General features: G+C 72.9%; 24 protein-coding genes. 17 read left to right on the top strand and 7 right to left on the bottom strand.

What is annotated here, in order from left to right; genetic code table 11:
* Positions 1–44: 44 nt before the first annotated feature.
* A complete protein-coding gene (locus ACE7GA_RS17915; RefSeq protein ID WP_376089423.1) occupies positions 45–665 on the top strand; it encodes a phosphoenolpyruvate hydrolase family protein in 621 nt (206 codons plus the stop codon).
* On the opposite strand, the gene ACE7GA_RS17910 is transcribed toward ACE7GA_RS17915, so the two are convergent.
* A complete protein-coding gene (locus ACE7GA_RS17910; RefSeq protein WP_376089420.1) occupies positions 629–2290 on the bottom strand; it encodes a phosphoenolpyruvate hydrolase family protein in 1662 nt (553 codons plus the stop codon). The two genes, ACE7GA_RS17915 and ACE7GA_RS17910, sit on opposite strands and share 37 nt — an antisense overlap.
* Before the next feature lie 349 nt (positions 2291–2639).
* Between ACE7GA_RS17910 and ACE7GA_RS17905 the strand changes: the two genes are divergently transcribed.
* A complete protein-coding gene (locus ACE7GA_RS17905) occupies positions 2640–4652 on the top strand; it encodes a PAS domain-containing protein (RefSeq protein ID WP_376089417.1) in 2013 nt (670 codons plus the stop codon).
* Between the two features lie 331 nt (positions 4653–4983).
* Here ACE7GA_RS17905 and ACE7GA_RS17900 read toward each other — a convergent pair whose 3' ends face one another.
* Positions 4984–7110: a fasciclin domain-containing protein gene (locus ACE7GA_RS17900; RefSeq protein ID WP_376089414.1), complete on the bottom strand. Its 2127-nt coding sequence runs from the start codon at positions 7108–7110 to the stop codon at positions 4984–4986.
* Positions 7111–7334: 224 nt separating this feature from the next.
* Here ACE7GA_RS17900 and ACE7GA_RS17895 point away from each other — a divergent pair, with 224 nt between their 5' ends.
* From ACE7GA_RS17895 to ACE7GA_RS17825, 15 genes are all read left to right on the top strand, one after another.
* Positions 7335–8171 carry a DUF6502 family protein gene (locus tag ACE7GA_RS17895; RefSeq protein ID WP_376089411.1) on the top strand — a complete coding sequence of 279 codons (837 nt, stop codon included), beginning with the start codon at positions 7335–7337 and terminating at the stop codon, positions 8169–8171.
* Positions 8171–9187: a DUF5666 domain-containing protein gene (locus ACE7GA_RS17890; RefSeq protein ID WP_376089408.1), complete on the top strand. Its 1017-nt coding sequence runs from the start codon at positions 8171–8173 to the stop codon at positions 9185–9187. The genes ACE7GA_RS17895 and ACE7GA_RS17890 overlap by 1 nt, the downstream gene beginning before the upstream one ends.
* A gap of 271 nt (positions 9188–9458) precedes the next feature.
* Positions 9459–9698: a hypothetical protein gene (locus ACE7GA_RS17885; protein ID WP_376089405.1), complete on the top strand. Its 240-nt coding sequence runs from the start codon at positions 9459–9461 to the stop codon at positions 9696–9698.
* Positions 9698–9847, top strand: coding sequence for a hypothetical protein (locus ACE7GA_RS17880; RefSeq protein ID WP_376089402.1), 150 nt, complete (start codon positions 9698–9700; stop codon positions 9845–9847). The genes ACE7GA_RS17885 and ACE7GA_RS17880 overlap by 1 nt, the downstream gene beginning before the upstream one ends.
* Positions 9844–10896 carry a Rieske 2Fe-2S domain-containing protein gene (locus ACE7GA_RS17875; protein WP_376089399.1) on the top strand — a complete coding sequence of 351 codons (1053 nt, stop codon included), beginning with the start codon at positions 9844–9846 and terminating at the stop codon, positions 10894–10896. The genes ACE7GA_RS17880 and ACE7GA_RS17875 overlap by 4 nt, the downstream gene beginning before the upstream one ends.
* Positions 10897–11115: 219 nt before the next feature.
* Complete coding sequence (locus tag ACE7GA_RS17870; protein WP_376089396.1) at positions 11116–11667, top strand: hypothetical protein; 552 nt, start codon at positions 11116–11118, stop codon at positions 11665–11667.
* A complete protein-coding gene (locus tag ACE7GA_RS17865) occupies positions 11664–11903 on the top strand; it encodes a hypothetical protein (protein WP_376089393.1) in 240 nt (79 codons plus the stop codon). Before ACE7GA_RS17870 ends, ACE7GA_RS17865 begins: the two co-directional genes overlap by 4 nt.
* Positions 11896–12606: an SDR family NAD(P)-dependent oxidoreductase gene (locus ACE7GA_RS17860; protein ID WP_376089390.1), complete on the top strand. Its 711-nt coding sequence runs from the start codon at positions 11896–11898 to the stop codon at positions 12604–12606. Before ACE7GA_RS17865 ends, ACE7GA_RS17860 begins: the two co-directional genes overlap by 8 nt.
* A 73-nt stretch (positions 12607–12679) precedes the next feature.
* Positions 12680–13879: a DUF3734 domain-containing protein gene (locus tag ACE7GA_RS17855; protein ID WP_376089387.1), complete on the top strand. Its 1200-nt coding sequence runs from the start codon at positions 12680–12682 to the stop codon at positions 13877–13879.
* Positions 13879–14631 (top strand): acetoacetate decarboxylase, encoded by a 753-nt coding sequence (locus ACE7GA_RS17850; protein WP_376089384.1) that lies wholly within the window; start codon positions 13879–13881, stop codon positions 14629–14631. The genes ACE7GA_RS17855 and ACE7GA_RS17850 overlap by 1 nt, the downstream gene beginning before the upstream one ends.
* Entirely contained in the window at positions 14628–15365 is a 738-nt protein-coding gene (locus ACE7GA_RS17845) for an acetoacetate decarboxylase (protein ID WP_376089381.1), read from the top strand. Before ACE7GA_RS17850 ends, ACE7GA_RS17845 begins: the two co-directional genes overlap by 4 nt.
* Positions 15366–15391: 26 nt before the next feature.
* Entirely contained in the window at positions 15392–16174 is a 783-nt protein-coding gene (locus ACE7GA_RS17840; RefSeq protein WP_376089378.1) for a 3-hydroxybutyrate dehydrogenase, read from the top strand.
* Positions 16171–16611, top strand: coding sequence for a thiamine pyrophosphate-binding protein (locus tag ACE7GA_RS17835; protein WP_376089375.1), 441 nt, complete (start codon positions 16171–16173; stop codon positions 16609–16611). Before ACE7GA_RS17840 ends, ACE7GA_RS17835 begins: the two co-directional genes overlap by 4 nt.
* The gene (locus tag ACE7GA_RS17830) at positions 16587–17792 is read left to right on the top strand and encodes a thiamine pyrophosphate-binding protein (protein WP_376089372.1); all 1206 of its coding nucleotides are present in this window, start codon (positions 16587–16589) and stop codon (positions 17790–17792) included. Before ACE7GA_RS17835 ends, ACE7GA_RS17830 begins: the two co-directional genes overlap by 25 nt.
* Before the next feature lie 179 nt (positions 17793–17971).
* A complete protein-coding gene (locus ACE7GA_RS17825) occupies positions 17972–19375 on the top strand; it encodes a hypothetical protein (RefSeq protein ID WP_376089369.1) in 1404 nt (467 codons plus the stop codon).
* 160 nt (positions 19376–19535) lie between these two features.
* Here the strand turns inward: ACE7GA_RS17825 and ACE7GA_RS17820 are convergent, their stop codons facing one another.
* The 5 genes from ACE7GA_RS17820 to ACE7GA_RS17800 are packed head-to-tail and all read right to left on the bottom strand — an operon-like array spanning position 19536 to position 24064.
* The gene (locus ACE7GA_RS17820) at positions 19536–20378 is read right to left on the bottom strand and encodes a metallophosphoesterase family protein (RefSeq protein WP_376089366.1); all 843 of its coding nucleotides are present in this window, start codon (positions 20376–20378) and stop codon (positions 19536–19538) included.
* A 4-nt stretch (positions 20379–20382) separates the two neighbouring features.
* A complete protein-coding gene (locus tag ACE7GA_RS17815; RefSeq protein WP_376089363.1) occupies positions 20383–21675 on the bottom strand; it encodes an ABC transporter substrate-binding protein in 1293 nt (430 codons plus the stop codon).
* 11 nt (positions 21676–21686) lie between these two features.
* A complete protein-coding gene (locus ACE7GA_RS17810) occupies positions 21687–22517 on the bottom strand; it encodes a carbohydrate ABC transporter permease (protein WP_376089360.1) in 831 nt (276 codons plus the stop codon).
* Positions 22510–23421 carry a carbohydrate ABC transporter permease gene (locus ACE7GA_RS17805; RefSeq protein WP_376089357.1) on the bottom strand — a complete coding sequence of 304 codons (912 nt, stop codon included), beginning with the start codon at positions 23419–23421 and terminating at the stop codon, positions 22510–22512. The genes ACE7GA_RS17810 and ACE7GA_RS17805 overlap by 8 nt, the downstream gene beginning before the upstream one ends.
* Complete coding sequence (locus ACE7GA_RS17800; protein ID WP_376089354.1) at positions 23414–24064, bottom strand: ABC transporter ATP-binding protein; 651 nt, start codon at positions 24062–24064, stop codon at positions 23414–23416. Before ACE7GA_RS17800 ends, ACE7GA_RS17805 begins: the two co-directional genes overlap by 8 nt.
* Positions 24065–24082: the final 18 nt, after the last annotated feature.

Genomic DNA, 24082 nt, shown 5'->3' with positions numbered 1-24082 from the left:
AGCCTCAAGATGAAAAGCGGGTTAGGATTGGGTAAAACTGGGTCATGCCCGCGCCGCGCCGCCTGACTGTCATCGCCGACCTCCAGCGCGTCCCCGCCGGCCGACGACGCGACGCGATCTTCCTGCCGGCCCTCGCGCCCTTCCCGCCCGCGCTCTGGCCGCTGGCGGGGCTCCTCCCCATCCTCGACATCAACGGGACCCTGCGCGACGCGCTCGCCGGCAGGCCCGCGCCGCGTTCCGCAGCCCCCATCGCCGGCATCTTCGCCTGCGATCCCTTCCTGCGCGTCGCCGATCTCGCCCCCGTCCTCCGCAGGGCCGGCATCCTGGAAGTCGCGAACTTCCCGACCGTGCAGGCCCATGCCGGCGACACTGCCGAGGCGTTGCGATCGCTCGGCCTCCGCGCCGAAGCCGAATACCGGGTGCTCGCCCGCTTCGCGGAACACGGGCTCTCCCCCATCGCCTGCGCCACCGGCCGGGAGGCCGCAGCCGCGGCCATCGCCGCAGGGCTCCGCCGCATCCTGCTGCATCCCGGCATCGAGCCACCGGCGGACCCCGCGCGTTGGTGGTCCGACCTCGCAGGCTTCGTGGCGGTCGAGGGCGGAGAGCCCTTGGCCTGGGCCGATCCCCCTCAGGGCCGGAGGTCGAGGCGCCGCATTCGGTTGTAGAGCGTCTTGCGCGAGATCCCGAGGAAGGCCGCCGCCTCCCCGCGCCGGAAGCGGTGGCGCCGCAGAGCATCGAGGATCCAGGCGCGCTCGTCGCCGACGGGTCCGGCTGGTGCCGCGGGCTCCGCGCTGCCCGTCGCCGCCTCCATCTGCGCGACGCCGATGCGATTCTCCGCCCCGTCCGTCGCGGCGCGGGTGAGCACCTCGCGCAGGCCGCGTAGATTGCCCGGCGGGGGTTGCGCCATGAGGAAGCGCAGCGCCGCGGGGTCGAGCGACGGGGCCGGGCCGCGCCCGCGCAGCCCGGACAGCATGGCGCGCGCCAGGGCCGGGATGTCCTCCAGCCGCTCGCGCAGCGGCGGGACCACGAGCCGCTGCGCAGAGAGGGACCGGGCGAGCGCCTGTCCGCCGGGCGGATGCACGAGCATGAGGCGGGCGCGCGGCGGACGCTCCGGCGCCGCCGCGAAGCGCTCGAAGGTGCCGCGCTCGATCCAGTCGGCGAGGCGGCCCCGCAGGACCGGCGGCAGGGCGTCCGCGCCCTCGATGACGACGCTGACGCGTGGCTGCGCGAGGAGCCCGAGGGCCACACCGTCGCCGAAGAGCCGGCGCGCCATGTCCTCCCGCGCGTCGAGGACGACGAAGGCGCCCCCGCGGCGTCCCGCGACATGCAGCGCGCGGGCGACGGTGGTGCGGCCCGATCCCGGCTCGCCCTCGATCACCACGGGCAGGTCCGTCAGCGCGATCCGGGCGATTCGGTCCGCCAGGGACGCCATCGCGCGCGACCGGCCGATGAGGCCGGACACCTCCGCCACGCGCTCGCGCTCGCGCGACGCAGCGGCCCGCGCCGGCCGCAGGAGGCCGGCCGACTTGAAGGCTGAGGTGGTCTGCATGACCGACAGTTCGAGCGGCAGCCGGTCGAGCGTGGACCCGCCGACATAGCCGTCGGCGCGCGAGGCGTCGCAGACGGCGAGCATGTGGGCGGGGTCCACGATCGGACCGCCCTCCACGAGGCAGAGCGTCGCCGGGGCTGCGCGGCGCACGTGCCGGAAGACCGCGCGCGCCCGTTCCGCCGCTTCCTCAAGGGGAACCCCGCCCGGCACGCCCTGGCTGCCCCCGGCATTCCAGCCGAAGTTGAGGCAGAGCCGCTCAACGCCCGCTCCGAGGAGCAGGTCCACCTCCGCGCGCGTCTTGGCGTAGCCGAGCGTCATCAGGCCGGCGTCGCGGGCGGCGCGGAGCACCGCGGCCTCCCGCGCGAAGCCGAGCCCGGCCTCCTCCAGCGCCGCGCGGAAGGGGCCGTCGTAGTGGATCGCGGTCGGGAAGTTGGCGATGCCCTGGTAGCCGGCCTGCCTGACCCGGGCGACGAGGGCCGCCGCCTCCTCCCTCGGGTCGCAGGCGGCGGCGCCGAAAAAGACGGGGATGGCGACGCGGTCGAGGATCTCGGCGCGGGCGAAGGCGTCGGTGAAGGCGTTGCTGTCCCGGATGGGCAGCATGGCCGCGACCGAGGGCGCCCCCATCACGCGGAGCCGTCCCGCGTTCAGGACAAGCAGGAAATCGGCACCGCCATCCGCGGCCGCCCGCGCGGTCATGCCCAGGCCGATGGCCGCGCCGACGATGATGTCGCCCTTTCCCACGATCGGCAGCCTAGTGCCGGCGGGCCGCGAGGGAAGGCCGGCCTCCACGCGGCCGGCAGCGCCCGGACCGCCGCAACCCGCCCCGATGGCCTGGCGAGGACGCGGCGGTGTGCACGTGCGCCGGGGCCCCGGGCCGCGCGGGACGGCGCCGTGCCGCCCATCCCCGAAGACCGGCCACGCGGCCGTGATGCGCCGATCGCCGGCCGGGCGCTCGCGATGGACGCAAGGTGAGGAGGCCGCGGGTGGCACGCCGCCCCGCGACGGCATATGGGTGCAGGTCGGGATGGGCACGCGATCCGCCGCATCCGACGACGTTGCTGGAGCCGTTCTTGTCTTTCTCTGCCCCGGCATGGCCGGTCCCCTGACGGTCCGGGCCTTTCTCGCCGGGGGCGGCAAGACCGGAGCGCTGATGCGGGGCCAGGACTGGTCGGCCTCGCCGCTCGGCGACCCGGCCACTTGGCCGCAATCCTTGCGGTCGGTCGTCGGACTGCTCCTCGGTTCCAAGTTCCCGATGTTCGTCGCCTGGGGGCCGGAGCTCGGCTTCCTCTACAACGACGCCTACGCCGAGATTCTCGGCGCCAAGCACCCGGGCGCCCTCGGGGGCCGCTTCCAGGACATCTGGGCCGAGATCTGGCCCGATATCTCGCCCCTGATCGAGGCTGCCCTGGCCGGCGAGGCGAGCTACCGGGAAGACCTGCCGCTGGTCCTGAACCGCCGTGGCTTCGACGAGCAGACCTGCTTCACCTTCTCCTACTCTCCCGTCCGGGACGAGGACGGCCGCGTTGCCGGGATGTTCTGCGCGGTGGCGGAGACGACGGACCGGGTGCTCGTCGAGCGCAAGCAGGCCTTCCTCGTCCGGCTCGGCGACGAACTCCGGGGCGTGGAGGACCCGAAGCGCCTGCCGCTGCGCGCGGCGGAGCTGCTGGGGCGCGAGCTCGGTGGCGACCGCGCCGGCTACGGCGGGATCGATCCCGGTGGAGAGGTCGTGTCCGTGGAGCGCGACTGGACGGCCGCCGGCACGCCGTCGCTAGCCGGCGCGGCCCGCCTGCTCGATGCCTTCGGACCCGCCGTGATCGACGAGCTCCGGGCCGGGCGCACCCTCGTCGTCGAGGATTGCGAAGCCGATCCGCGCACCGCCGATCCGGCCTTTCTCCCGACCTGGCAGGGCATCGGTACACGTGCGCTCATCGTCGTGCCGCTGCGCCGCGGCGGCCGGCTCGCCGCCATCCTCTACGTCCACAGCGCCGCCCCGCGCCGCTGGACGCCGGCCGAGGCCGACCTCGTCGAGGAGGCGGCCGGGCGGACCTGGGACGCCGTCCAGCGCGCCTGGGCCCAGGCCGATCTGCGCGCCAGCGAGGAGCGCCTGCAGCTCGCCCTCGACGCGTCGGGCATGGTCGGGCTCTACGACTGGCACATGCCGGAGGACCGGCTCTACGCCGACGCACGCTTTGCCCGGCTGTTCGGCGTGGCGCCGGAGCGGGCCGCCACGGGCGCGCCGCTCGCGGATTTCGCGCGTTCGATCCATCCCGACGACTGGCCGCGGGTGGAGGCGGCGATGGACCACACCTTCGCGACGGAAGCACCCTTCGAGGCGGAGTACCGGCTGGTCCGGCCGGACGGGGAGGTCCGCTGGGTCGCCGCGCGCGGCCGCTGCTTCCGGGCCCGCGACGGGTCCCCGCGGCGCTTCTCGGGGACGGTGGTGGACATCACGGAACGGAAACGGGCGGAGGAGCGGCAGGCCCTGCTGTCGCGCGAGGTGGATCACCGGGCGAAGAACGCCCTTTCCGTCGTGCTGGCGGCCCTGCGGCTGACGCGCGCGCCCGACCTGCCCTCCTACGCGCACGCGATCGGGGGGCGCGTTGCGGCCCTGGCACGGGCGCAGACGCTGCTCGCGGATGACCGCTGGGCGGGCGCCGACCTCGTGACGCTGCTGCGCGGGGAACTGGCCCCCTTCCTCGACGCCGGGGGCGGCCCCGAGGTCGAACTGAGCGGGCCGACCGTCGCGCTGCCGGCGGGGGCGGCCCAGCCCTTCGCGATGGCGATCCACGAGCTCGCGACGAATGCGGTGAAGTACGGCGCGCTCTCCGTCCCCGCCGGACGCGTCGTGGTCGGCTGGACCGTCACGGGCGGGCCGTCGGGCTGCCTGCGCCTGCGCTGGTCGGAGAGCGGCGGGCCGCGCGTCGAAGGACCGCCCGACCGCCGCGGCTTCGGGACCCGCGTGCTGGACGGCACGGTGCGCTCGCAGCTTGGCGGCACGCTGACCCTCGCCTGGAACGCGCCGGGCCTCGTCTGCGACCTGGCGGTGCCGCTCGGGGCCGGATCGGCGTCACTTGCCGACGAAGGCACGTCCGCCGCGGGGTGAGGCGGCGCGCGGCGGCGCGGGACGAAGGCGGCCGGTGCCGTCTCGTGCCCTTCCGGCCGTCCGGTCGATCCCGGCCCGGGGGAGCCGCGGGCGGGTCGGCGACGTCGTAGCCAGGACGCCAAACGCGCAGCCGCGCCGGGGCGGCGGAGGTGCGCTGCGCCTTCACCGCGGGCTCCGCGCCCTTCGTCCAATCCGGCGTGCCGTGCTGATGCGTCCGGCCCTTCGCTCTTCCGGCACGGGCCACCCGTTCCGGGGACGCGAGAGATCGGTTGGCCGCCGGCCGGAAGCGCTGCCGGCCTGCCTCTGGCCTGCCGGCAGCCGGTGCGTCCGGTCAGATGAGGTCGAGGTTGACCGGCAGCAGGACGTTGTCGATCGCTTGGAGGGCGCCGTTCGCGGCCAGTACGTCGCCGCCCTCGTCGAAGCGTACGGCGTAGCCCGGCTCCGCGTCGCGGATCCCGTTGCCGCGGAACACGAGGTCCGGCCCGAGCAGCGTCTCCACGCTGCCCTCCGCCCGCAGTTGCTGCTTCGAGAACGTCCCGTCCAGCACGTGGTAGGAGAGGATGTCCGTCAGCACCGGGTTGGGATCGCCGCCGCCGAGGGACGTCAGGGCCTGCACGATCGCCCCGAAGGCGCCCGCTTCGTCCTCGCCCCCGAAGCCGAACCGCTGAGCGAGGCGGACGAAGCCCGCATCGGTCGGGGCGAGCAGCGTCAGGCTGGCCGCCGCGTCGCCTAGCGCGCCGTCGAGCCCGACGGCCTCCAGCGCGGCGTTCAGGATGTCGAAGTCGTGGCCGTTCCGGTCGAAGCCGTCGCCCGAGGCGTCAAGCAGTCCGGCCAGGGTCGGCAGCGGGGCCGTCCCGGGGCCGGCCTGCGGCACGTCCAGCGGCAGCAGCACGCGGTCGATTGCCTGCACCACGCCGTTCGTGGCCTGGAGGTCGGCGCGCCCCACGATGACCCGCGCGTCGGGCAGGGTGGGATCGAGGTCGATCAGCTGCCGGCCGAATGGCGTGATCGCTTCGCCGGACAGGGTCGTGACGCTCGGCGCCGCGACGATCTCGGCGGCCGTCAGCGACTGACCCGACACGTGATAGGTCAGGATATCCGTCAGCAGGGGTACCGGGTTGCCGTCGGGCGAGAGCGCCGTCAGCCCGTCCACGATCGCATCGAACGCGCCGGCCTCGTCGCGGCCGCGGAAGCCCAGGTCACGGGCGAGACGCAGGAAGGCCGCGTCGGTCGGGGCGAAGAGCGTGAGGTCGAGCGACAGGTTGTCGAGCGTCGCCGTCAGCCCGGCCGCGTCGAGGGCCGCGTTGAGGATGTCGAAATCCTGCCGGTTGGTGTCGAAGCCGCTGCCGGAGGCCGCGAGCTGGTCGGCGATGGAGCTGCCGAGGCCTGGTCCGGACAGGTCGAGGTCGAAGGGCAGCAGCACTCGGTCGATCGCCTGCACCGCGCCGTTCGACGCGGCGACGTCGGTCTGCCCCGGGACGAGGCGGGCGTCGCGGAGCTCGGGCTCGGCGTCCACGACGGTGGTGCCGCGGACGTCGAGCGTCGCGCCGTTCAGCGTCGTGATCGTGTCCTCGGCGTTGAGCTGGCGGACGTCCAGCCGCTCCGGCACGACGTGGTAGGTCAGCACGTCGGTCAGCAGCGGGATCGGGTTGCCGTCGGGCGCGAGGCCGGTAAGCGTCGCGACGATCGCGTCGTAGGCGCCGGCCTCGTCGGTGCCAGTGAAGCCGAAGGTCCGGGCGAGCTGGACGAAGGCAGCATCGGTCGGCGCGAAGACGGTGAGGTCGGCCGCCGGGTCCGCGAGGGCCGAGACCAGTCCCGCATCGCTCGCGGCGCGGAGGAGGATGTCGAAGTCCGCGGCGTTGGTGTCGAAGCCGTTGCCGGACGCCGCGACGATGCCGGCGATGCTCGGCGGCGTTGGCAGGCCGTCGGAATTGCCGGGCAGGTTGATCGGCAGCAGGACCTCGTTGATGGCCTGGATGTTGCCGTTGCCGGTTTCCAAGAAGAGCGGCTGGAGACGAGCATCGGCCGCGTCGGGGTCACCATCCTGCAGGGCGCCGGCGAAGGGCCGGACCGTCGCGCCATCCAGCAGGGTGGGCAGTTCCGGCGTGCGCGCGATGCCCGCCGTGGTCAGCGGCTCCGGCACGACGTGGTAGCGCAGGACGTCGGTGAGCAGCGGGATCGGGTTGCCGTCCGGCGCGAGGCTGGTCAGCGCGGCGACGATCGCATCGAAGGCGCCCGCCTCGTCCTGGCCCTCAAAGCCGAGGCTGCGCGCGAGGGAGAGGAAGGCGGCGTCCGTCGGGGCAAGCAGGGTCAGCGAGGCCGCCGGATCGGCCAGGGCCGCGTCGAGGCCGGTGGCGCGAAGGGCCGCGTTGAGGATGTCGAAGTCGCCTTGCCTATCGTCGAAGCCTCGGTCCGACCTGGCGAGGCGGCTGGCGATGGTGCCGGTGGGGGTGCTCATCGGGGTCTCCGGAGGGCGGTTGACGCTGGCGCCTGCCAGCCCGTGGGGAAATATCCCACGCAGTCGCTCATGTCGTCCTGAAAGCACACTGATCGATCTTCACAGCCGCGTGATACTGAGAGATATTCCCGCATGACTTCCGATGCGGGGGAGGGTGCGAGATGCGGCCGCTTGAACAGGGCTGCTAAACTGCGCATCTTTCCCACAGACCTAGCCTGGGACTCGTGAGCACAACCCCGCAGCACCCGCCGCTCCTCGCGGCGCTGAAGGCGCTTCTCCGGCCCCTCGTGCGGCTCCTCGTCGCGCGCGGGGTGACGCTCGCCGGCATGGTCGCGGCGCTGAAGGAGCTCTACGTGGAGGTGGCCGTCCGCGACTTCCGCCTCGGCGAGCGCGCGCCGTCCGACAGCCGCGTCAGCCTCCTGACCGGCGTCCACCGCAAGGACGTCCGGGCCATCCGGGACCAGGCGCGCCCCGTCTCCCTGCCACGGGGCGGCGGGCTCGGCGCGACGGTCGTCGGGCGCTGGCTCGGCGATCCCGCCTTCGCCGGGGCCGATGGCAGGCCCGCCGCGCTCAGCCGGGCGCGCTTCGACGCGCTCGTCGCGGGCGTGTCCACGGACATGCGTCCCCGGACGGTGCTGGACGAGCTGCTGCGCCTCGGCCTCGTCGCCTGGGACGAAGCGGTCGATGAATTGCGGCTGCTCGCCGACGCCTACGTCCCCGGCGACCCAGCGGCGGAGGAGTCGCTGCGCTTCTTCCGCGACAACCTGCGCGACCACCTCGCCGCGGCCACCGCCAACCTGCTCGCCGGGCCGGGAGAGCGCCGCTTCCTCGAGCGGGCGGTCTTCTACAACCGCCTGCGCCCCGAGGACCTGGACCAGCTGGAGCAAGAGGCGCGCACCCTCGGCCTCGCGGCCCTGCGGCACCTCAACAGCCTGGCGCTGGAACGCCAGCAGGCGGCCCGTGGCATGCCCGACGCCACCGAACGCTTCCGCTTCGGCCTGTTCTTCTTCCGCGAGGCGGCGCCCGACGAGGCGCAGCCGGATCCCGCCGGAGAGCCGTGATGACCCGCCGCCGCGATACGTTCCGCGCCATCCCGGCCGCCATGCTGCTCGCCGCGGGCTGCGCGCCCGCGACCCGGCGCCTCGCCGCGGGTGGAGAGGAGGGCGGAATCGGCGGCACCGGCATCTCCCCCGCCGGCAATTCCCCCGCCGGCAACTCCCCCACTGGCATCTTCGGCACCGTCACCGCGCTGGGCAGCCTCTACGTCAACGGGCTGCGGGTGGAGACCCCGCGCGACACGGTGATGGATACGACGGACGCCCAGCCGGTCCTGCCCGGCGATACGGTCGCAGTGGAAGCGACGCGGGAGGGTGACCGCTTCCTCGCGCGCCGCGTGACGGCGTTCCACCCGCTGATCGGTCCGGTGGAGCCGTTGCGGGATGGTCGCCTCGCGATCCTCGGGACGCCCGTCGTCTTGGGCCCGACCCTCCCCGTCCGGGCTGCGGACGGGGGCTTCGGTTCCGTCGGCACCCTGCGACCAGGCCAGCCCGTCGCCGTGAGCGGGCTGTGGCGCGGGGATGCCGTCGTCGCCACCGCCCTCCGCCCCGTCGGCGCTGCGGCGGGCACGGTGCTGCGGGGCCAGTTGCGGCGTGACGGGTTCGCGTGGCGGGTGGGCGCGACCCGCCTGCGCTTCCGCAGCCTTCCGTTCGACCTGCCCGAGGAAGCCTTCGTCACCGTGCGCGGTCGGCCCGAAGCCGGCGGGCTGGCGGTCGAGAGCCTTGAGGAGCAGCCGCTGGCGGTCTTCGCGGGACGCATCGCCGCGCTCTCGGTCGAAGGCTTCGGCGCGCGGAACCGCGGGGCACCTGGTTTCCACTTGGCCGGCTTCGGCCTGCCCCTCGACCCCGAGAGCCCCGCGATGCCAGCGCCCGGCGAGCGTCGCCTGTTCCTCGGCCGCTACGGGACGAGCTTCCGGGTGGCCGAGGGTCTGGCCCTTCCGCCGGACCCGGACCGGCGCGCCGCCCTCCTGGAGGGAGCGGAAGGGGCCTCCGCGATCCGCCGGTGGCTCGCGAGGACATGAGCGGGTGCCGGCACACGCCTTTCGTTGCCGGGGCGGGGTTGCGCGGCCGCGGGGCTTCGATTCGCCCCGACCTGCCCGCAATCGCGGCGGCCCGGCGGAGCGCCCCCGACGAGGCGCCTCCGACGGGCCGCCCCGCCCGGCGCCGGGCAACAGGCCATTCGTCCCCGTATTGTCCCGGACCCTTCACGAGGCGACGCCGCACGCCGGCGTAACCGTCGGCCGCTGTGCCGCGAAGATCGGCAGGCCACGCGTTGTCCGAGGAGGGTGAGGCATGACCAGGGCTCTCGCCGAGATCGTCCTCGCCGCCGGCGCGGGCTACGCGCTCGTCGGATTGGTCGTCGGGGTCGCATTTCTCCTGCGCGAGATCGAACGGGCCGTGCCCGCGGCTCGCGGGGCCTACGCGGTGCGGCCGCTGCTGCTGCCGGGGCTGATCCTGGCCTGGCCCATCGTCGTCGCCCGCTGGGGACGAACTTCGGGCTCCCGGCCGACGCGCGACCTGACGGCCGGCTGATGCGGCCGGCGCAGCGGCGCGTTCATGCCTGGGCCTGGATGGGGCTTCTCGTCCTGCTGTGCCTCATCCTCGGTTCGGCCGTCCTGCTGCGGCCGGACCACGGGGCATCGGCCGCGGTGCGCCTCTCCGCGCGGGGTGGGCAGCGGTGAGCGCGCGCCTGCTGCCCGTGAGCTGGACGCGCGCGAAGATCGCTTACGACGTCGTGCTCGGCGTGGCGGTCGTGGGGTACCTGCTGGCCTTCCTCTACCTCGCGCCGCTGCTGGCGGATCCGAACGCGCCGCTCGATCCGCCGACGCTGTCCCTCCGCGCATTCGGCAGCCTCGCCTTCCTCCTGCTCACGGCGGCGCTCTGCATCGGGCCGCTGGCGCGGCTCGACCGGCGGTTCCTGCCGCTGCTCTACAACCGCCGCCACCTCGGCGTGGTCACCTTCCTCGTCGCGCTGGCGCATGCTGCGGAGGTCCTGGGCTGGTACTTCGCCTTCAGCCCGACGCCGCCGCTCGTCGCGCTGCTGTCCTCCGAGCCGCTGGCGGGACCGGGTCACGCGCCGCCCTTCGTTCCCTTCGGGGTCGTGGCGCTGCTGATCCTCTTCGCGCTCGCGGCGACGAGTCACGACTTCTGGCTTGCCTATCTCGGCCCGACGTCGTGGAAGTGGCTGCACATGGCGATCTACCCGGCCTATGCGCTCGTCGTGGCGCATGTGGCGTGGGGCTACCTGCAATCCTCGACGGGTCCGGTCTTCCCGCTCGTCATGCTCGGATCGGGAGGGCTCGTCACCGGGCTGCACCTCGCCGCCGCGCGTGCGGGCCAGCGGGCGGAAGTGGTGAGCGCCGCGCAGGACACGGGCTGGCTGCGCGTCGGACCCTGCGACGCAATCCCGGAGGGGCGGGCGGTCATCCTCCGGCCTGAGGTGGGCGATCCCATCGCCGTCTTCCGCCATGCCGGGCGCCTGGTGGCCGTGACCAACCTCTGCGCGCACCAGAACGGCCCGCTCGGGGAGGGCCGCATCCTCGACGGCTGCATCACCTGTCCCTGGCACGGCTTCCAGTATCGCTTTGAGGACGGCTGCGCGCCGCCGCCCTACACCGAGCGTCTGGCCACCTATCCGCTGCGGATCGAGGGGCGCGATGTCCTCGTCCACCCGGAGCCGCACCCGCCCGGGATGCCGGCCGAACCCGTCGCGCTGCCAGGGTCACCATGAGGCCCGCGCGTGACGCGGCGAGGGACGCGTTCTTCGTCGGCTGGGCCGCCTCCCCTCCCCCGCGCTGCGGCGCTTTCTCGCGCTCGTCGCGGTCGCGGCGCTGGTGCTGCTTCCCGCAGCGGCGCTCGTCATCGGCGCAGCCTCGCGCGACGTGGCGGGGCGGGGCTTCGCGACGGTGCCGGGGGGCCGCCCCTCGCGGACCTGCCGGTCGAAGGAGGGGTGACCGGAGTGCTGCTCGACGGCCCTACGCCGCTCCTGCGCGTGCCGCCGGGCGAGGGCCGCGCGACCTCGCGAACCCTCTTCCTCTCCGGCGACGGCAAGCGCGGTGCGCCGCTCGGCGATCCGCCGCCCTACGGACGCATGGTGCGGATCGAGGGCTTCGTCCTGCGCCGCGGGACGCTCGAGATGCTCGTGGCCTCCGGGCCGCCGATGCCGGTCGCGGCGGAGCCGGTGGCCCCACAACCCGCCGAAGCCCTCGGGCGCTGGCGCGTGACGGGCGAGATCTGCGACGGCAAATGCGCGGCGGGCGCCATGCGCCCGGGCACCGGCCTGTCGCATCGCGCCTGCGCGGTCCTGTGCCTGGACGGCGATATCCCCGCCGTCTTCGTGGCGGCGTCGCCCGTCACCGGGCAGGCCTTCCTCCTCCTCGCGGACCGCGAGGGTCGCGCACCGATGCCGGCGTTCCGGCATCTCGTTGGCCACCGCGTGACGCTGGAGGGCGAGGTCGAGCGGCGCGGCGACCTGCTCGTCTTCCGTGCCGAGGAGCCTTGAGGGTCTCGCGCCCCGCGCTGGTCGGCGCGCTCGCGACCGTCGTGATCCTCCTCGCCTGTCCCGCGGTGTGGATCGCAGCGGGATGGCTGTCCGGAATGTGCGATCTGGGGCCGCTCGACGCGCTGTTCCGGCCGGCCGTCCTCCTCACCTTTCTCGGCGTCCTCGCCCGCTACGCCGACGGTGCGATACAGCGGGTCGCAGATCATCCGGAGAGACCCCTTGGACCCTATGGCTGACGCGGCACCCATCATCCTCGTGACCGGCGCGACCGGGCATCTCGGCCGCGCCGTTCTCGCGGATCTGGACGCGAGGGGCTGCCGCATCGCGGCGATGGACCGCACGGGGGCGCCGCTCGAAGCGGTTCTCGCCGACCTGCCGGGCGCCGCGCGACACCTCCCGCTGGCCGGCCACGACCTGACCGACGCCGCGTCCTGCGGGGAGGCCGTCGCGGCGGCCGAACGGCATTTCGGCCGCGTGGACGGCCTCGCGCATACCGTCGGCGGCTTCGCGATGACATCGGTGACGGAGGCGGGGCCCGCGGAGTGGGAGGCGATGTTCCGCCTCAACCTCCTCGGCACGGCCAATATCTTCCGTGCGGCGATCGGGGCGATGCGTGCGCGGCGCGCGGGCAGCCTCGTCGCCGTCGGTGCGCTCGCGGCGATCTCGGCACCAGCGATGCAGGCGCCCTATGCCGCGTCGAAGGCCGGCGTGCTGCGCCTTGTGGAGAGCGCCGCGGCGGAGTTGCGCGGCGACGGCATCCGGGTGAACGCGGTGCTGCCGACGACGCTCGACACGCCCGTGAACCGCGCGGCGATGCCGGGGGCGGATCACTCGGCCTGGGTGCAGCCGGCCGCGGTCGCGCGCGTCATCGGCTTCCTCCTCTCCTCCGACGCATCGGGCATCACCGGTGCGCTGCTTCCGGTCACTGCGCCGGGCTGAGCGCGTAACCACCCATCACGCCGTCGCGAAGCGATGCGCAGGTGATAATCCCCGGATCATGACGGAGGCGAGGATGACGCAGCTTCACGCACCAGCCCGGCCTGCCTCCTATGACAAGGCGGTCGCCCTGGTGCTGCAGGGCGGCGGCGCGCTCGGCAGTTATCAGGCCGGGGTGTACGAGGCGCTCGCGTCCACGGACTACCTGCCGGACTGGGTTGCGGGCATCTCCATCGGTGCGGTCAACGCGGCGATCATCGCGGGCAACCCCGTGGCGACGCGGGTCGAGCGCTTGCGGAGCTTCTGGGAAGGCATCACGGCGCCCCAGCCCTTCTGGCCCCCGGGCTTCGACCGCGCGCTGGCGGCCTGGACGGGCGACCATCGCGCGCTCGGCGCTTGGTCGGCAATGGCGTTCGGGCAGCCCGGCTTCTTCTCGCCGCTGGAACCGCTGGCGTGGTTGCAGGCGGCCTGGGCCGGCACGACGCCCACGAGCTACTACGACACCTCCGCGCTTCGGAGCACGCTGGAGCGCCTGATCGACTTCGACCGGATCAACTCGCGGGAGACGCGCCTCAGCGTCGGCGCGGTGAACGTGCGCACGGGCAACTTCGCGTATTTCGACAGCGCGGAGACGGTCATCCGCCCGGAGCACATCATGGCCTCCGGCGCGCTGCCGCCCGGCTTCCCGACGGTGGAGATCGACGGCGAGCACTATTGGGATGGTGGGCTCGTCTCCAACACGCCGCTGCAATACGTGATCGACACGCTGCCGCGCCGTAGCCGCCTGACCTTCCAGGTCGATGTCTTCCCCGCCCGCGGCCCGCTGCCCACGTCGCTGACCGACGCGCAGGAGCGCGAGAAGGACATCCGCTTTTCCAGCCGCACCCGCGCGGCGAGTGACATGATCCGGCGCACCCACGACGCGCGGCACACCGTGAACATGCTGCTGGAGAAGCTGCCGCCGGAGCTGCGCGCCTTGCCCGAGGCCGAGGCGCTGTACCATTTCGGCTGCGTCACCACGATGGACATCGTCCAGCTGATCTACCGTCCCGAGGAGCCGCAGGGCCAGGCGAAGGACTACGAGTTCAGCCGGCGCACGATGGAGGCGCGCTGGGCCGCCGGATTCCGCGACGCCGGCACGACCCTCGCCGCCTCGCCCTGGCTGGTGCCCATGCCGCCGGAGATCGGCGCCCGCACCTTCGATGTGCCGGGCGAGGCTGCGCCCCGGCCAAACCCGCCATCGGCTGAGAAGCCGGCGGTGCGCAAGGCGGCCTGATGCGCGCCGCCGAGGTCCGGGCAGGTGCCTTTGCCATGCCCCGGACGAGCCCGTCCTATCCCGTTGGCCCGTACGCCTATGCGCGGCGCGAGTATCTTACCGTCACCTACCGCACCGACCCGGAGGCGGCCGCCGCCGTCATCCCGGCGCCGCTTCGGCCCGGCCCACCGGAGGTGCGCTTCCAGTTCGTGCGCGTGCCGGACAGTACGGGCTTCGGCGACTACGCGATGGCGCTCCAGATCCTCCCCGTCCTCACGCCGGAGGGGCAGGAGGCAGGCTACGTCCACGGCTCCTACGTCAACTCGCACACGGCGAATGCGGCGGGTCGGGAACTCTGGGGCTTCCCGCACAAGCTGGCCGCGCCCTCGCTCGCGGTCGAGCGCGACACGCTCGTCGGCACGCTGTCCTTCGGGCCGGTGCCCGTCGCGAGGGCGACGATGGGCTTCAAGCACCGCGCGTTGAAGGAGGAGGCCGCACTTGCGGAATTGCAGGCGCCCGGTGTGCTGCTGAAGATCATCCCGCACGTGGACGGCAAGCCGCGGATCTGCGAGCTCGTTCGCTTCCGCATGAGCGGCGTGCGCTTCCATGGGGGCTGGTCGGGACCGGCCGCGCTGGATCTGCTGCCGCACGGCCTGGCGCCGGTGGCGGAGCTGCCTGTGCGCGGCGTGCTGTCCGCGACCCACCTCCTTGCCGATTGCGTGCTGGAGCACGGCTCGGTGATCCACGACTACCTGCGGGGCCGCGGCGCATGACCGAGGACGACGTGCTGCGGCGGGCCTTCGCCATGCCGCTCCTCAATCCCTCCTTCCCGCCCGGACCCTATCGCTTCGCGCGGCGCGAATACCTCGTGATCACCTACCGCACCGATCCCGAGGCGCTGCGTCGCGTGGTGCCGGAACCGCTCGAATGGGATGCGCCGATCGTCAAGTATGAGTTCATCCGCATGCCCGACAGCACGGGCTTCGGGGACTATACCGAAAGCGGCCAGGTCATCCCGGTCCGGCTCGGCACGGAGCGCGGCGGCTACGTCCACGCGATGTTCCTCGACGACGACCCGCCGATCGCGGCGGGGCGGGAGCTCTGGGGCTTTCCGAAGAAGCTCGCGCAGCCCTCCCTGCGGGTGGAGCGTGACACGCTCGTCGGCACGCTCGATTACGGGCCCGTACGCGTGGCGACGGGAACGATGGGCTACAAGCACGCCGTCCTGCCGGATGAGAGGGTCACCGAGGCACTGGCGGAGCCGGGCTTCCTGCTCAAGATCATCCCCCACGTGGACGGTACGCCGCGCGTCTGCGAACTCGTGCGGTACGGCCTGACGGACGTCGTCGTACGCGGCGGCTGGACGGGGCCGGCTGCGCTGTCCCTCACGCCGCATGCGCTCGCGCCGCTCGCCGACCTGCCGGTGCTGGAAGTGCTGGGCGCCACGCACCTCGTGGCCGACCTCACCCTCGCCCTCGGCGAGGTCGTGCACGACTACCTGGCGTGACGCCGAACGGGACTGGACCTCCACGCATGACGCTTCTTCGGGATCAGGTGGCGCTCGTCACCGGCGGCGCGAGCGGCCTGGGCCGTGCCATCGCGCATCGCATGGCGCGGGAGGGCGCCCGGGTCGGCATCGCCGACCTCTCCCTCCCCGGTGCAGAGGCGACGGCCGCCGATTTCGTCGGCGAGGGCCTGGAGGCCATGCCCATCGCGATGGACGTCAGTCGCGAGGATGACGTGGAGGAGGGCGTGAGCGCGCTGCTGTCGCGCTGGGGACGCGTGGACATCCTTGTCAGCAATGCCGGCATCCAGATCGTCCATCCCGTCGAGGACTTCCCCTTCCAGGAGTGGAAGCGAATGCTCGCCATCCACCTCGATGGCGCCTTCCTCACGACGAAGGCGTGCCTGCGCCCGATGTATGCGGCGGGGCGGGGCTGCATCGTCTACATAGGCTCGGTCCATTCGCGGGAGGCTTCGGTGCTGAAGGCTCCCTACGTCACGGCGAAGCACGGACTCCTCGGCCTCGCGAAGACCGTCGCGAAGGAGGGCGCGAAGCACGGCGTACGGGCCAACACCGTCTGCCCCGGCTTCGTCCGCACCCCGCTCGTCGAGAAGCAGATCCCCGAGCAGGCCCGCGCCCTCGGCCTGACGGAGGAGCAGGTGATCCGCGACGTCATGCTGAAGGACACGGTGGACGGCGAGTTCACGACGGCCGAGGACGTCGCGGAGGCCGTGCTGTTCTTCGCCTCCGCCCGCACCAACGCGCTGACCGGCCAGTCCCTCGCCGTCAGCCATGGCTGGGGCATGGCGTGACGGGCGAGCCGCGCGTCGCCGACGTCGTCGCGCGGACCCTGGCACGGACGGGCATCCGACGCGCCTTCGGCGTGCCGGGCGGCGAGGTCCTGACCCTCGTGGATGCCCTGGCCCGCGCCGGGATCGATCCGATACTGGCACGGCAGGAATCTGCGGCAGCCGCGATGGCCACGGCGACCGCCACGCTCGGGACTACGCCTGGCCTGGCCTTCACGACCATCGGCCCGGGGCTGATTAGCGCCGTCAACGGCGTTGCGAACGCGTTCCAGGAACGGACGGCCCTGATCCTGCTCTCGGGCGTCGTCGAGCGCGCGATCCGCGGGCGCTTCACGCATCAGGTGGTGGACCACGCGGCCATCCTGCGCCCGATCGTCAAGGCGAGCTTCGAGGTCGAGGCGACGGCGCGGCGGAGGTGGTCGAGCGAGCGCTGCGCCTGACACTCGCGCCGCCGCAGGGGCCGGTGCACCTCGACCTCGCGCCGGACACGGCCGCGTACATCGCGCCTCCGGGCCTGACGCGCCCTTCCACCCCTGTCACGCTGCACCCCGCCCCGGCCCCGGACGACCCGGCCGTGCGAGCCCTGCGCGACCGCCTGGCCGGATCGGAACGCCCCATCGTCATCGCCGGGACCGAGGCCGTCGCGGGGGACGCCCGGCAGGCCCTGCGCGACCTCGCGCGGCGCCACGGCGTGCCGGTCGTCACGACCTACCGCGCGAAGGGCATCGTGGATGAAACCCTGCCGGGCGCCCTTGGCGCGGCGGGCCTGTCGCCACTCGCGGACCGGCTACTCATGCCGCTGATCCGAGCGGCGGACCTCGTCCTCCTCGTCGGCTACGATCCGATCGAGATGCGCGTCGGTTGGATGGATGCGCTGGGCGATGCGGCGCGCGTCGTCGAGCTTTCGGCCCAACCGCCAGACCACGGCATGCACGCCGCGGGCCTCGCGATCAACGGCCGCTGCGGTCCGATCCTGGATGCGGCGATCCGCGATTTGCCAATGCGCCCACGCTGGCCGGGCGACGCGCCCGCGGCCGTGCGGGCAGGCCTGCGCGAGGCCTTCACGCCGACCGGTGACTGGGGACCCGGGGTTGTCTTCGCCACCCTCGCGGCGGCCCTACCCGCGGACGCGATCGTGACGGCCGACAGCGGCGCGCACCGGATCCTTCTTTCGCAGGCTTGGCAGTGCCGGGAACCGCTCACGCTCCTGCAATCCTCCGGCTACTGCACGATGGGCGTCGCGGTCCCCATGGCGATTGGCGCGGCGCTCGAGCGGCCGGGATGCCGCTGCGTCGCCGTCACGGGCGATGGCGGCCTCGAGATGGTTGCAGGCGAACTGGCGACGATCCGCGACCTGGGGGTGCCGATCACGATCCTCGTCCTCCAGGACGAGTCGCTGGGACTGATCGAGCTGAAGCAGCGCTCGGCAGGCCTGCCCCGCGCCGCCGTGACGCTGGGGCGGACCGGCTTCGACCGGCTTGCCGAAGCCTTCGGGGGCGTCGGTGCCGTGGTCGAGGACCGCGCGGCGCTGCGGATCGCCCTGGATGCGTCCTTCGCGCGACCGGGCCTCTCGGTCGTGTGTGCGCGCATCTCGGCGGACGACTATTCTGGCCGGTTGTAGGCCGCCGGCAGCACGCGACGGACGTCACCCGGGGCGAACGGAACCGCGCGCCGCAGTCGGCTTCGGGGACGCGTGCCTTCCGGATCGCCAGGGCAGAAACCTTCGGCCCGCGGCGACGAAGCCTTGCAACGGGTGCTGCACGCCGGGATCGCGGCGATCGGCCCGGTGAGGGATCCGTCATGCTCGATACCGTCTCGACCAGGCCGGAGGAACGAAGCGGCCCCGTTGGCTCGATTCCGTCGGCGGGTCAGACCGCACTCGCGCGCGCGTCGCACGGAATCCTCGCGCATGGTCGTGGCGTTGGCGACCTCCTCGACGCGGCCATCGCGGCCGAGGGCGACCTCGTCGCCGCCCATGCGCTCCGCGGCTTCTGCGCCTACCTGTCCGGCCGTTCGGCGTTGCGGCCGGTCGCCGCCGCCGCGGCCCAGGCCGCCGAGGTGGCGGCATGCCGGCGTGACGCCACCCCGGACGAGGCGGCGATGCTGGAAGCGCTCGCACTTCTGGGGAAAGGCGCCTGGCTCGCCGCCGCCGGGCGTCTCGAAGCTGGCGTTCCCGCGGCGGCGCAGCCCGCGCTGCTGCTGAAGCTCGCGACCGGCCTGCGCTTCATGCGCGGCGACATGGCGACTGCACTGCTCGCGACGGCAGCCGCCGTGCGCCATGGGGATCGGAACGATCCGGACCACGGCTACGTCCTCGGCATGCACGCCTTCGCGCTCGGCGAGGCGGGCGAGACGGAGACGGCCGAGGCCTGCGGCCGTGCGGCCGTCGCGCGGAACGCCGACGACACCTGGGCCTGGCACGCCGTCGCCCACGTCCTGGAGACCGAGGCGCGGGTCGGCGAAGGCATCGGCTGGATCGAGGGCGGGCGCGGCCACTGGTCGCAGTCCGGCGACTTCCGGCGCCACCTCTGGTGGCACCTCGCCCTGTTCCACCTCGCGACCGGGGGCGAGGAAGAGGCCCTGGCCCTCTACGATGCGGAGATTGCCGCACCGGCTTCGGATGACCCGCGCGACGAAGCGAACGCCGTGGGCCTGCTCTGGCGCCTGGAATCGGCCGGCATCCCCGTCGGCCGGCGCTGGGAGGCCGTCGCGGACCGCGCCCGCGCGATGCGGAGCGAGACCGAATGGCTCTTCGCGGCGCTTCACCGGATGGTCGCGCTCCTCGCCGTGCGCGACCGCCGCGCGGCCGAGGAGAGCCTTGAAGCCGTCGAGGCGGTAGGGCGCACCGGGCATCCGGAGATGCGGCGTGCCGTGAGTTGCACCGCACTCCCCCTGGGCCGTGCCTTGCTGGGCACGGTGCGCGGCGTGGCCGCGCCGCTGCGCGACGCCTTCGGGCCGCTGGGCGGCTCCGTCGCACAGCGCGACCTCTTCCTCCGCGTTCTCGGGGAAGGGGCCGCGGCAGCGGGCGACCGCGCCCTGCTCGCGCAGGTCATCGCCGTGCGCCGCGGCCTGCGGGCGCAGGACCAAGTCGATGCGTTGCTCTCGGCGTCGCTGCGCCGGACCGCGCGCGGCGGCAGGCCTCGTCCGGACGAGCCGCAGCCCGCCCTGACCGGCCGTGCTGGAGGCTCGGGTCCTCTCCCATGACGCGCGCCGGCGTCGCCCGCGTGGCCGTCGCCGTCCGCATCAGGCGCTGGCAGAGCCACGCGACGCTGTCCGACGAAGCAGCACGGATCGAGATGCCGATCACCGGCGGCCGCAGCGGTCGACGCGCCGGGCGTCGGTGCCGCCCCGCCCCGCCCCGGCGTCAGGCGACTTCCGGCTGAAGCCGCGGCAGCGGTCCGTAGAGCTCGGGCATCTCGCCCACGTCGTGGCGCATGAGGCCCGGGACGCGGACGAGACGGGTCGCGAAGGTCCCGTCCCGATGGAAGTCGTGCTCGACGTAGCCCAGCAGCTTCTCGCCCACGCGCCGCTGCCAGGCATCGCCCACGACGAAGGACGCGCTGGGTCCCCAGACCTGGCGCATGCCGTCCACCACCCCGCGGTCGCGCCACTGGTGGATATGGCCCGAGGCGAGCAGCGCCGGCGGGTGCGCGCGGAGGATCGAGAGCAGCCGACGCCGCGCGGTCGGCTCCACGCACCAGTAGGTGGCGGCCGCCTCGTCCGGGTGTTCCTCGTACAGCGGCTTGTGGAGGAACAGGGCAACGGACCGCGCGCCGGCCCCGTCCAGGGCCTCGGTCAGCCAGCGCTCCTGCTCCGTCGTCTCCGGCAGGCCCGCGGCCATGACCTGGCTGTTCAGGCCGATGAGGCGCCAACCCGGCACGTCGCGGAGGAACCAGTCGGGCCCGATCTCCGCCCGCCAGCGCGCGACGCGCTCCGGGTTCGCGGGTTGCCGCGTCGCAGGGTCGTCGCCGACGTCGTGGTTGCCGGGGACGGCGGCCCAGTCCAGCCCCAGCCCGTCGTGGAAGGCGCGGGCCATGCGCAGGTCGCCCACGTCGTCCGCCCCGTTGAGCGACAGGTCGCCGGTGTTCACGACGAGGTCAGGGCCGGTGCTCCGCAGCCAGTCCTGCAGAGCCCCGCCATTGGCGGAGAAGGCAGGAACCCTCGGCGAAAAATGCGTGTCGCTGATCTGCGCGACGCGGAAGGTCATGGTCTCACGACCTCCGCGGCAGCAGGCGACGCACCTCGGTCGCCATGTCGCGCTGGACCGCCTCCGGCGTGGCCTGCCCCTCGACCACCCGGGCCATGTTGTCCACCATCACCTGCGTGACGCGGACGGAGTTGGCGCCGGGGAAGGCGTACCAGGGCACCATCAGCGGCACCTGGCGCGTCGCGGTCTGGAACAGCGGATTGTCGCGGTAGAAGTCGGCGAGGTAGCGCGGGTCGTCGATCGCGATCTGGTTCATTGGGATGTAGCCCGTGTTCTTCACCATCAGCGCCGTGCCCTCGGCCGAGGTGGAGAAGCGGAGGAACTTCCACGCCGCGTCGCGCCGCGCTGGATCGCGCGCCGTCAGCATGCCCGCGGCGCCGCCCGTCGGAAGGCGGCCCTTGTCTTGGTCTATGACCGGCATCGGCCCGGTGCGGAGGTCGAAGTTCCGGCCAACCTGCTGGACCGTCCCGCGCAGGACGGCCGTGGTCCAGTACATCAGGCCGAGCTTGCCCGCAGCGAAGGCCTGCTGCGCCGCCTGGATGTTGAGGTTGGGCATCCCGCCCTCCTTCACCATCCGGTCGAGCAGGCGGAGAGAGGCGAGGCCTTCGGAACCGGCGAAACCGACGTCCCGCTCATCCGGCGTGAGCATCGAGGCGCCGTGGCCGTTGAGGAGAGCCGAGAACATCCAGTCGTCGCCCGCCCAGCGGAAGAACATGCCCTCGTTTCCATCGCCGAGCGCCTTGATGCGGCGCGAGAGGGCGATGTGGCCGTCCCAGTCGGTCGGCATCGCGTCGGGGTTGCCGCCGGCGCGGCGGACGAGGTCGGCGTTGAAGTAGCAGATCGGGTTGGAAGCGGCATAGGCGAGGCCGGACTGGAACCCGCCGAAATGTGCGAGGGCCAAGAGGTTCGGCGTGTAACCGAGGGCGGCCGGGTCGCCGTCGGCACGCAGCAGCGGCATCAGGTCCTGCGCGATCCCGCGCTCCGCGAAGATGCGCAGGCGGTTGAAGCCCTGGTAGGAAAGGTCCGGCAGCTGGTTCGTCGCGGCCTGACGCAGGACCAGCTGCATCCCCTCCTCGTAGTTCGGGGTGGTCTGCCACTCGATCCGGATGTTCGGCTCGCGGCGCGCGAATTCCGCAGCGATGGCGTCGTAGCTTTCCTTGAAGATGAAGGGTTGAGCGTACTGGACCGTGATCGTGACGGGCTGCTGCGCGCGCCCGATCCGCGGTGCCGCGAGGATGCCCGCGGCGGCGGCCAGCGCCGCGCGGCGTGTGGCGGTGACGTGCGTGATCCGACCCATGACGAACTCCTTCAGCCCTTGAGGCCCGTGGTGGCGATGCCTTCCACGAAGCGCCGCTGCGCGAGGAGGAAGGCGAGGACGAGGGGCGCGGTCATGACGACGGCGGCGGCCATCATGGCCCCGAAATCGTCGCCTGCCTCCTCGGAGCGGAAGTAGAGGACGCCGAGCGCGGGCGTGGCGCGGGCGTGGCCCTGCACCGCGATGAGCGGCCAGAACAGGTCGTTCCAGTGCGCGACGACCGAGAAGATCGCGAAGGCCGTCGCCGCAGGCCAGGCGTTGGGCAGGATGACGCCCCAGACGATCCGCGCCTCGCCCATCCCGTCCAGCCGCGCGGCGTGGATCAGCTCGTCCGGCAGCGCCTTGAAGAACTGGCGGAAGAGGAAGACCGCGAAGACGGAGATGGTGGAAGGAAGGATGAGGGCCGCGAAGGTATTGAGCCAGCCGGCCCAGGACAGCGCGACGTAGAGCGGCAGGGCCGGCACGTGCGCCGGCACGAGCAGGCCGAGCATCACCGCGCCGAAGAGCCATTCGCGGCCGGGGAAGCGCAGCTTGGCCAGGGCGTAGCCGGCCGGAACCGCGAAGAGGAGCTGGAAGAACAGGATGCCGCCGCACACGACGAGGCCGTTCCAGAGATACGTCAGCACCGGCAGCCGGTCGAAGACTCGGCCGTAATTCGCGCTCCCGCCCCAGCGTTCGGGGATGAGCGACAGGGAAGCCCGGAAGATCTCGTCAAGCGGCTTGAGCGACGCCGCCACCATCCAGAGGTAAGGCGCGAGAACGACCAGCCCGAGGATTGTCAGCGCCGCGAGGCGCGGCAGATCGCGGAACAGCGGCTTATCCATAGTGCACGCGCCGGTCCAGGACCCGCGTCTGCACCCACATCAGGGCGAGGACGACGAGCAGGAAAACAAGCGTGATCGCTGCGGAGTAGCCGAGGCGGAGGAAGGTGAAGCCCTCCGTGTACATCGTGTAGAGCAGCACTTCCGACGCCTTGTTCGGTCCGCCCTGCGTCAGCACCGCGACCGTGTCGAAAACGCGGAACGACCGGATCACCGTGATCGTCACGACGAAGAGCGTGGTCGGGCCGAGCAATGGCCAGGTCACGAGGCGGAAGCGGTCGAGCGCGGAGCACGCGCCGTCCAGCTCGGCCGCCGCGTAGGTCTCACGAGGGATCGCTGTCAGCCCCGCGAGGAACAGGACCATGTTGAATCCCGCATTCTCCCACACGCCGATCGCGGCGAGGGTCGCAAGCACCGTGTCGGACGACGACAGCCAGAAGGGCGTCGGCAAGCCGAGCGCGCGAAGGGCGGCGTTCAGGGGCCCGATCGTCGGGTGGAGCAGATACTGCCACGCCGAGGCCATGGCGACCGTAAGCGAGACGACGGGAAGAAAGAACACGGCGCGGAAGAGCGCCCGGCCTCGCGTCCCCGCCTCGATCAGCAAGGCAAGAAGCAGGCCGAGGGCGACGGAGGCCGGGGCGGTGATCCCGACGTAGATCACCGTGTTGTGGAGGGAGGTGCGGAAGCCGCGGTCTTCCGCCATCTCCCGGAAGTTCTCGAGCCCGATCCAGGCCGGGGCGCCGGCGCCGAGTTCGAAGTCGGTGAAGGCCAGCAGGACGGCGGCGAGCGTCGGTAGCAGCAGCATGATCACGTAGGCCAGCGCGGCGGGAAGGGTCAGCAGCCATCCGGCCGTCCATTCGCCCGGGGCCCGGACCGCGCGGCGGCCGGAGAGGACGGCTTCAGACAAGCGCGTCGGCCATCGACCGCGCGGCGACCCGCCGACCCGCTGCATCGAAGACGAGGGTGCGCGAGATGGGGAAGGAGACGCCCGTCTCTCCTTCGGTCAGCGTACCACGCTCGTCCGCCGGCACCCGCATCACCAGCGGCGTACCGCCCGGAACAGCCGTGAGATGCACGAGGACGGAGTCGCCGACGAACTCGACCGAGCGTGTGACGGCGCGGAGGCCGAGACTTCCCGGCCGCAGATCCTCCGGCCGGACACACAGCGTGAGCGGCCCGGGCGCGGTCCTCAGGCCGACCGGCACATCGCCGATGCGCACCACGCCGTCCGCATCGGCCACCGCCGGAAGTTCGTTGATCCGCGGCGAGCCGATGAAGGTCGCGACGCGCAGGTCAGCGGGATCGGAATAGACAGCCTCCGGCGAGCCGACCTGGAGAATCTCGCCGTCCCGCATCACGGCGACGCGATCCGCCATGGACAGCGCCTCCTCCTGGTCGTGGGTGACGTAGACGGTCGCTGCCCCCGCCTGACGGTGGATCGCAACGATCTCGCGCCGCGTCTCGACCCGCAGCGAGGCATCGAGGTTCGAGAGCGGCTCGTCCAGCAGGAAGGCGGCGGGGCGCCGGACGATCGCGCGGGCCAGCGCCACGCGCTGCGCTGCCCGCCG

The sequence above is a fragment of the Roseomonas sp. CCTCC AB2023176 genome (assembly GCF_042259275.1).
Lineage (GTDB): Bacteria > Pseudomonadota > Alphaproteobacteria > Acetobacterales > Acetobacteraceae > Roseomonas.
The sequence above is the reverse complement of the archived record's forward strand: the minus strand, read 5'-3'. Positions and strand labels throughout refer to the sequence as shown.

Excerpts from the sequence above, each read along its gene's own strand:
- ACE7GA_RS17915 (WP_376089423.1), top strand. The coding sequence starts at position 45 with ATGCCCGCGCCGCGCCGCCTGACTGTCATCGCCGACCTCCAGCGCGTC.
- ACE7GA_RS17905 (WP_376089417.1), top strand. The coding sequence starts at position 2,640 with ATGGCCGGTCCCCTGACGGTCCGGGCCTTTCTCGCCGGGGGCGGCAAG.
- ACE7GA_RS17900 (WP_376089414.1), bottom strand. The coding sequence starts at position 7,110 with ATGAGCACCCCCACCGGCACCATCGCCAGCCGCCTCGCCAGGTCGGAC.
- ACE7GA_RS17890 (WP_376089408.1), top strand. The coding sequence starts at position 8,171 with ATGACCCGCCGCCGCGATACGTTCCGCGCCATCCCGGCCGCCATGCTG.
- ACE7GA_RS17885 (WP_376089405.1), top strand. The coding sequence starts at position 9,459 with ATGACCAGGGCTCTCGCCGAGATCGTCCTCGCCGCCGGCGCGGGCTAC.
- ACE7GA_RS17880 (WP_376089402.1), top strand. The coding sequence starts at position 9,698 with ATGCGGCCGGCGCAGCGGCGCGTTCATGCCTGGGCCTGGATGGGGCTT.
- ACE7GA_RS17860 (WP_376089390.1), top strand. The coding sequence starts at position 11,896 with ATGGCTGACGCGGCACCCATCATCCTCGTGACCGGCGCGACCGGGCAT.
- ACE7GA_RS17855 (WP_376089387.1), top strand. The coding sequence starts at position 12,680 with ATGACGCAGCTTCACGCACCAGCCCGGCCTGCCTCCTATGACAAGGCG.
- ACE7GA_RS17850 (WP_376089384.1), top strand. The coding sequence starts at position 13,879 with ATGCGCGCCGCCGAGGTCCGGGCAGGTGCCTTTGCCATGCCCCGGACG.
- ACE7GA_RS17845 (WP_376089381.1), top strand. The coding sequence starts at position 14,628 with ATGACCGAGGACGACGTGCTGCGGCGGGCCTTCGCCATGCCGCTCCTC.
- ACE7GA_RS17840 (WP_376089378.1), top strand. The coding sequence starts at position 15,392 with ATGACGCTTCTTCGGGATCAGGTGGCGCTCGTCACCGGCGGCGCGAGC.
- ACE7GA_RS17825 (WP_376089369.1), top strand. The coding sequence starts at position 17,972 with ATGCTCGATACCGTCTCGACCAGGCCGGAGGAACGAAGCGGCCCCGTT.
- ACE7GA_RS17820 (WP_376089366.1), bottom strand. The coding sequence starts at position 20,378 with ATGACCTTCCGCGTCGCGCAGATCAGCGACACGCATTTTTCGCCGAGG.
- ACE7GA_RS17815 (WP_376089363.1), bottom strand. The coding sequence starts at position 21,675 with ATGGGTCGGATCACGCACGTCACCGCCACACGCCGCGCGGCGCTGGCC.
- ACE7GA_RS17810 (WP_376089360.1), bottom strand. The coding sequence starts at position 22,517 with ATGGATAAGCCGCTGTTCCGCGATCTGCCGCGCCTCGCGGCGCTGACA.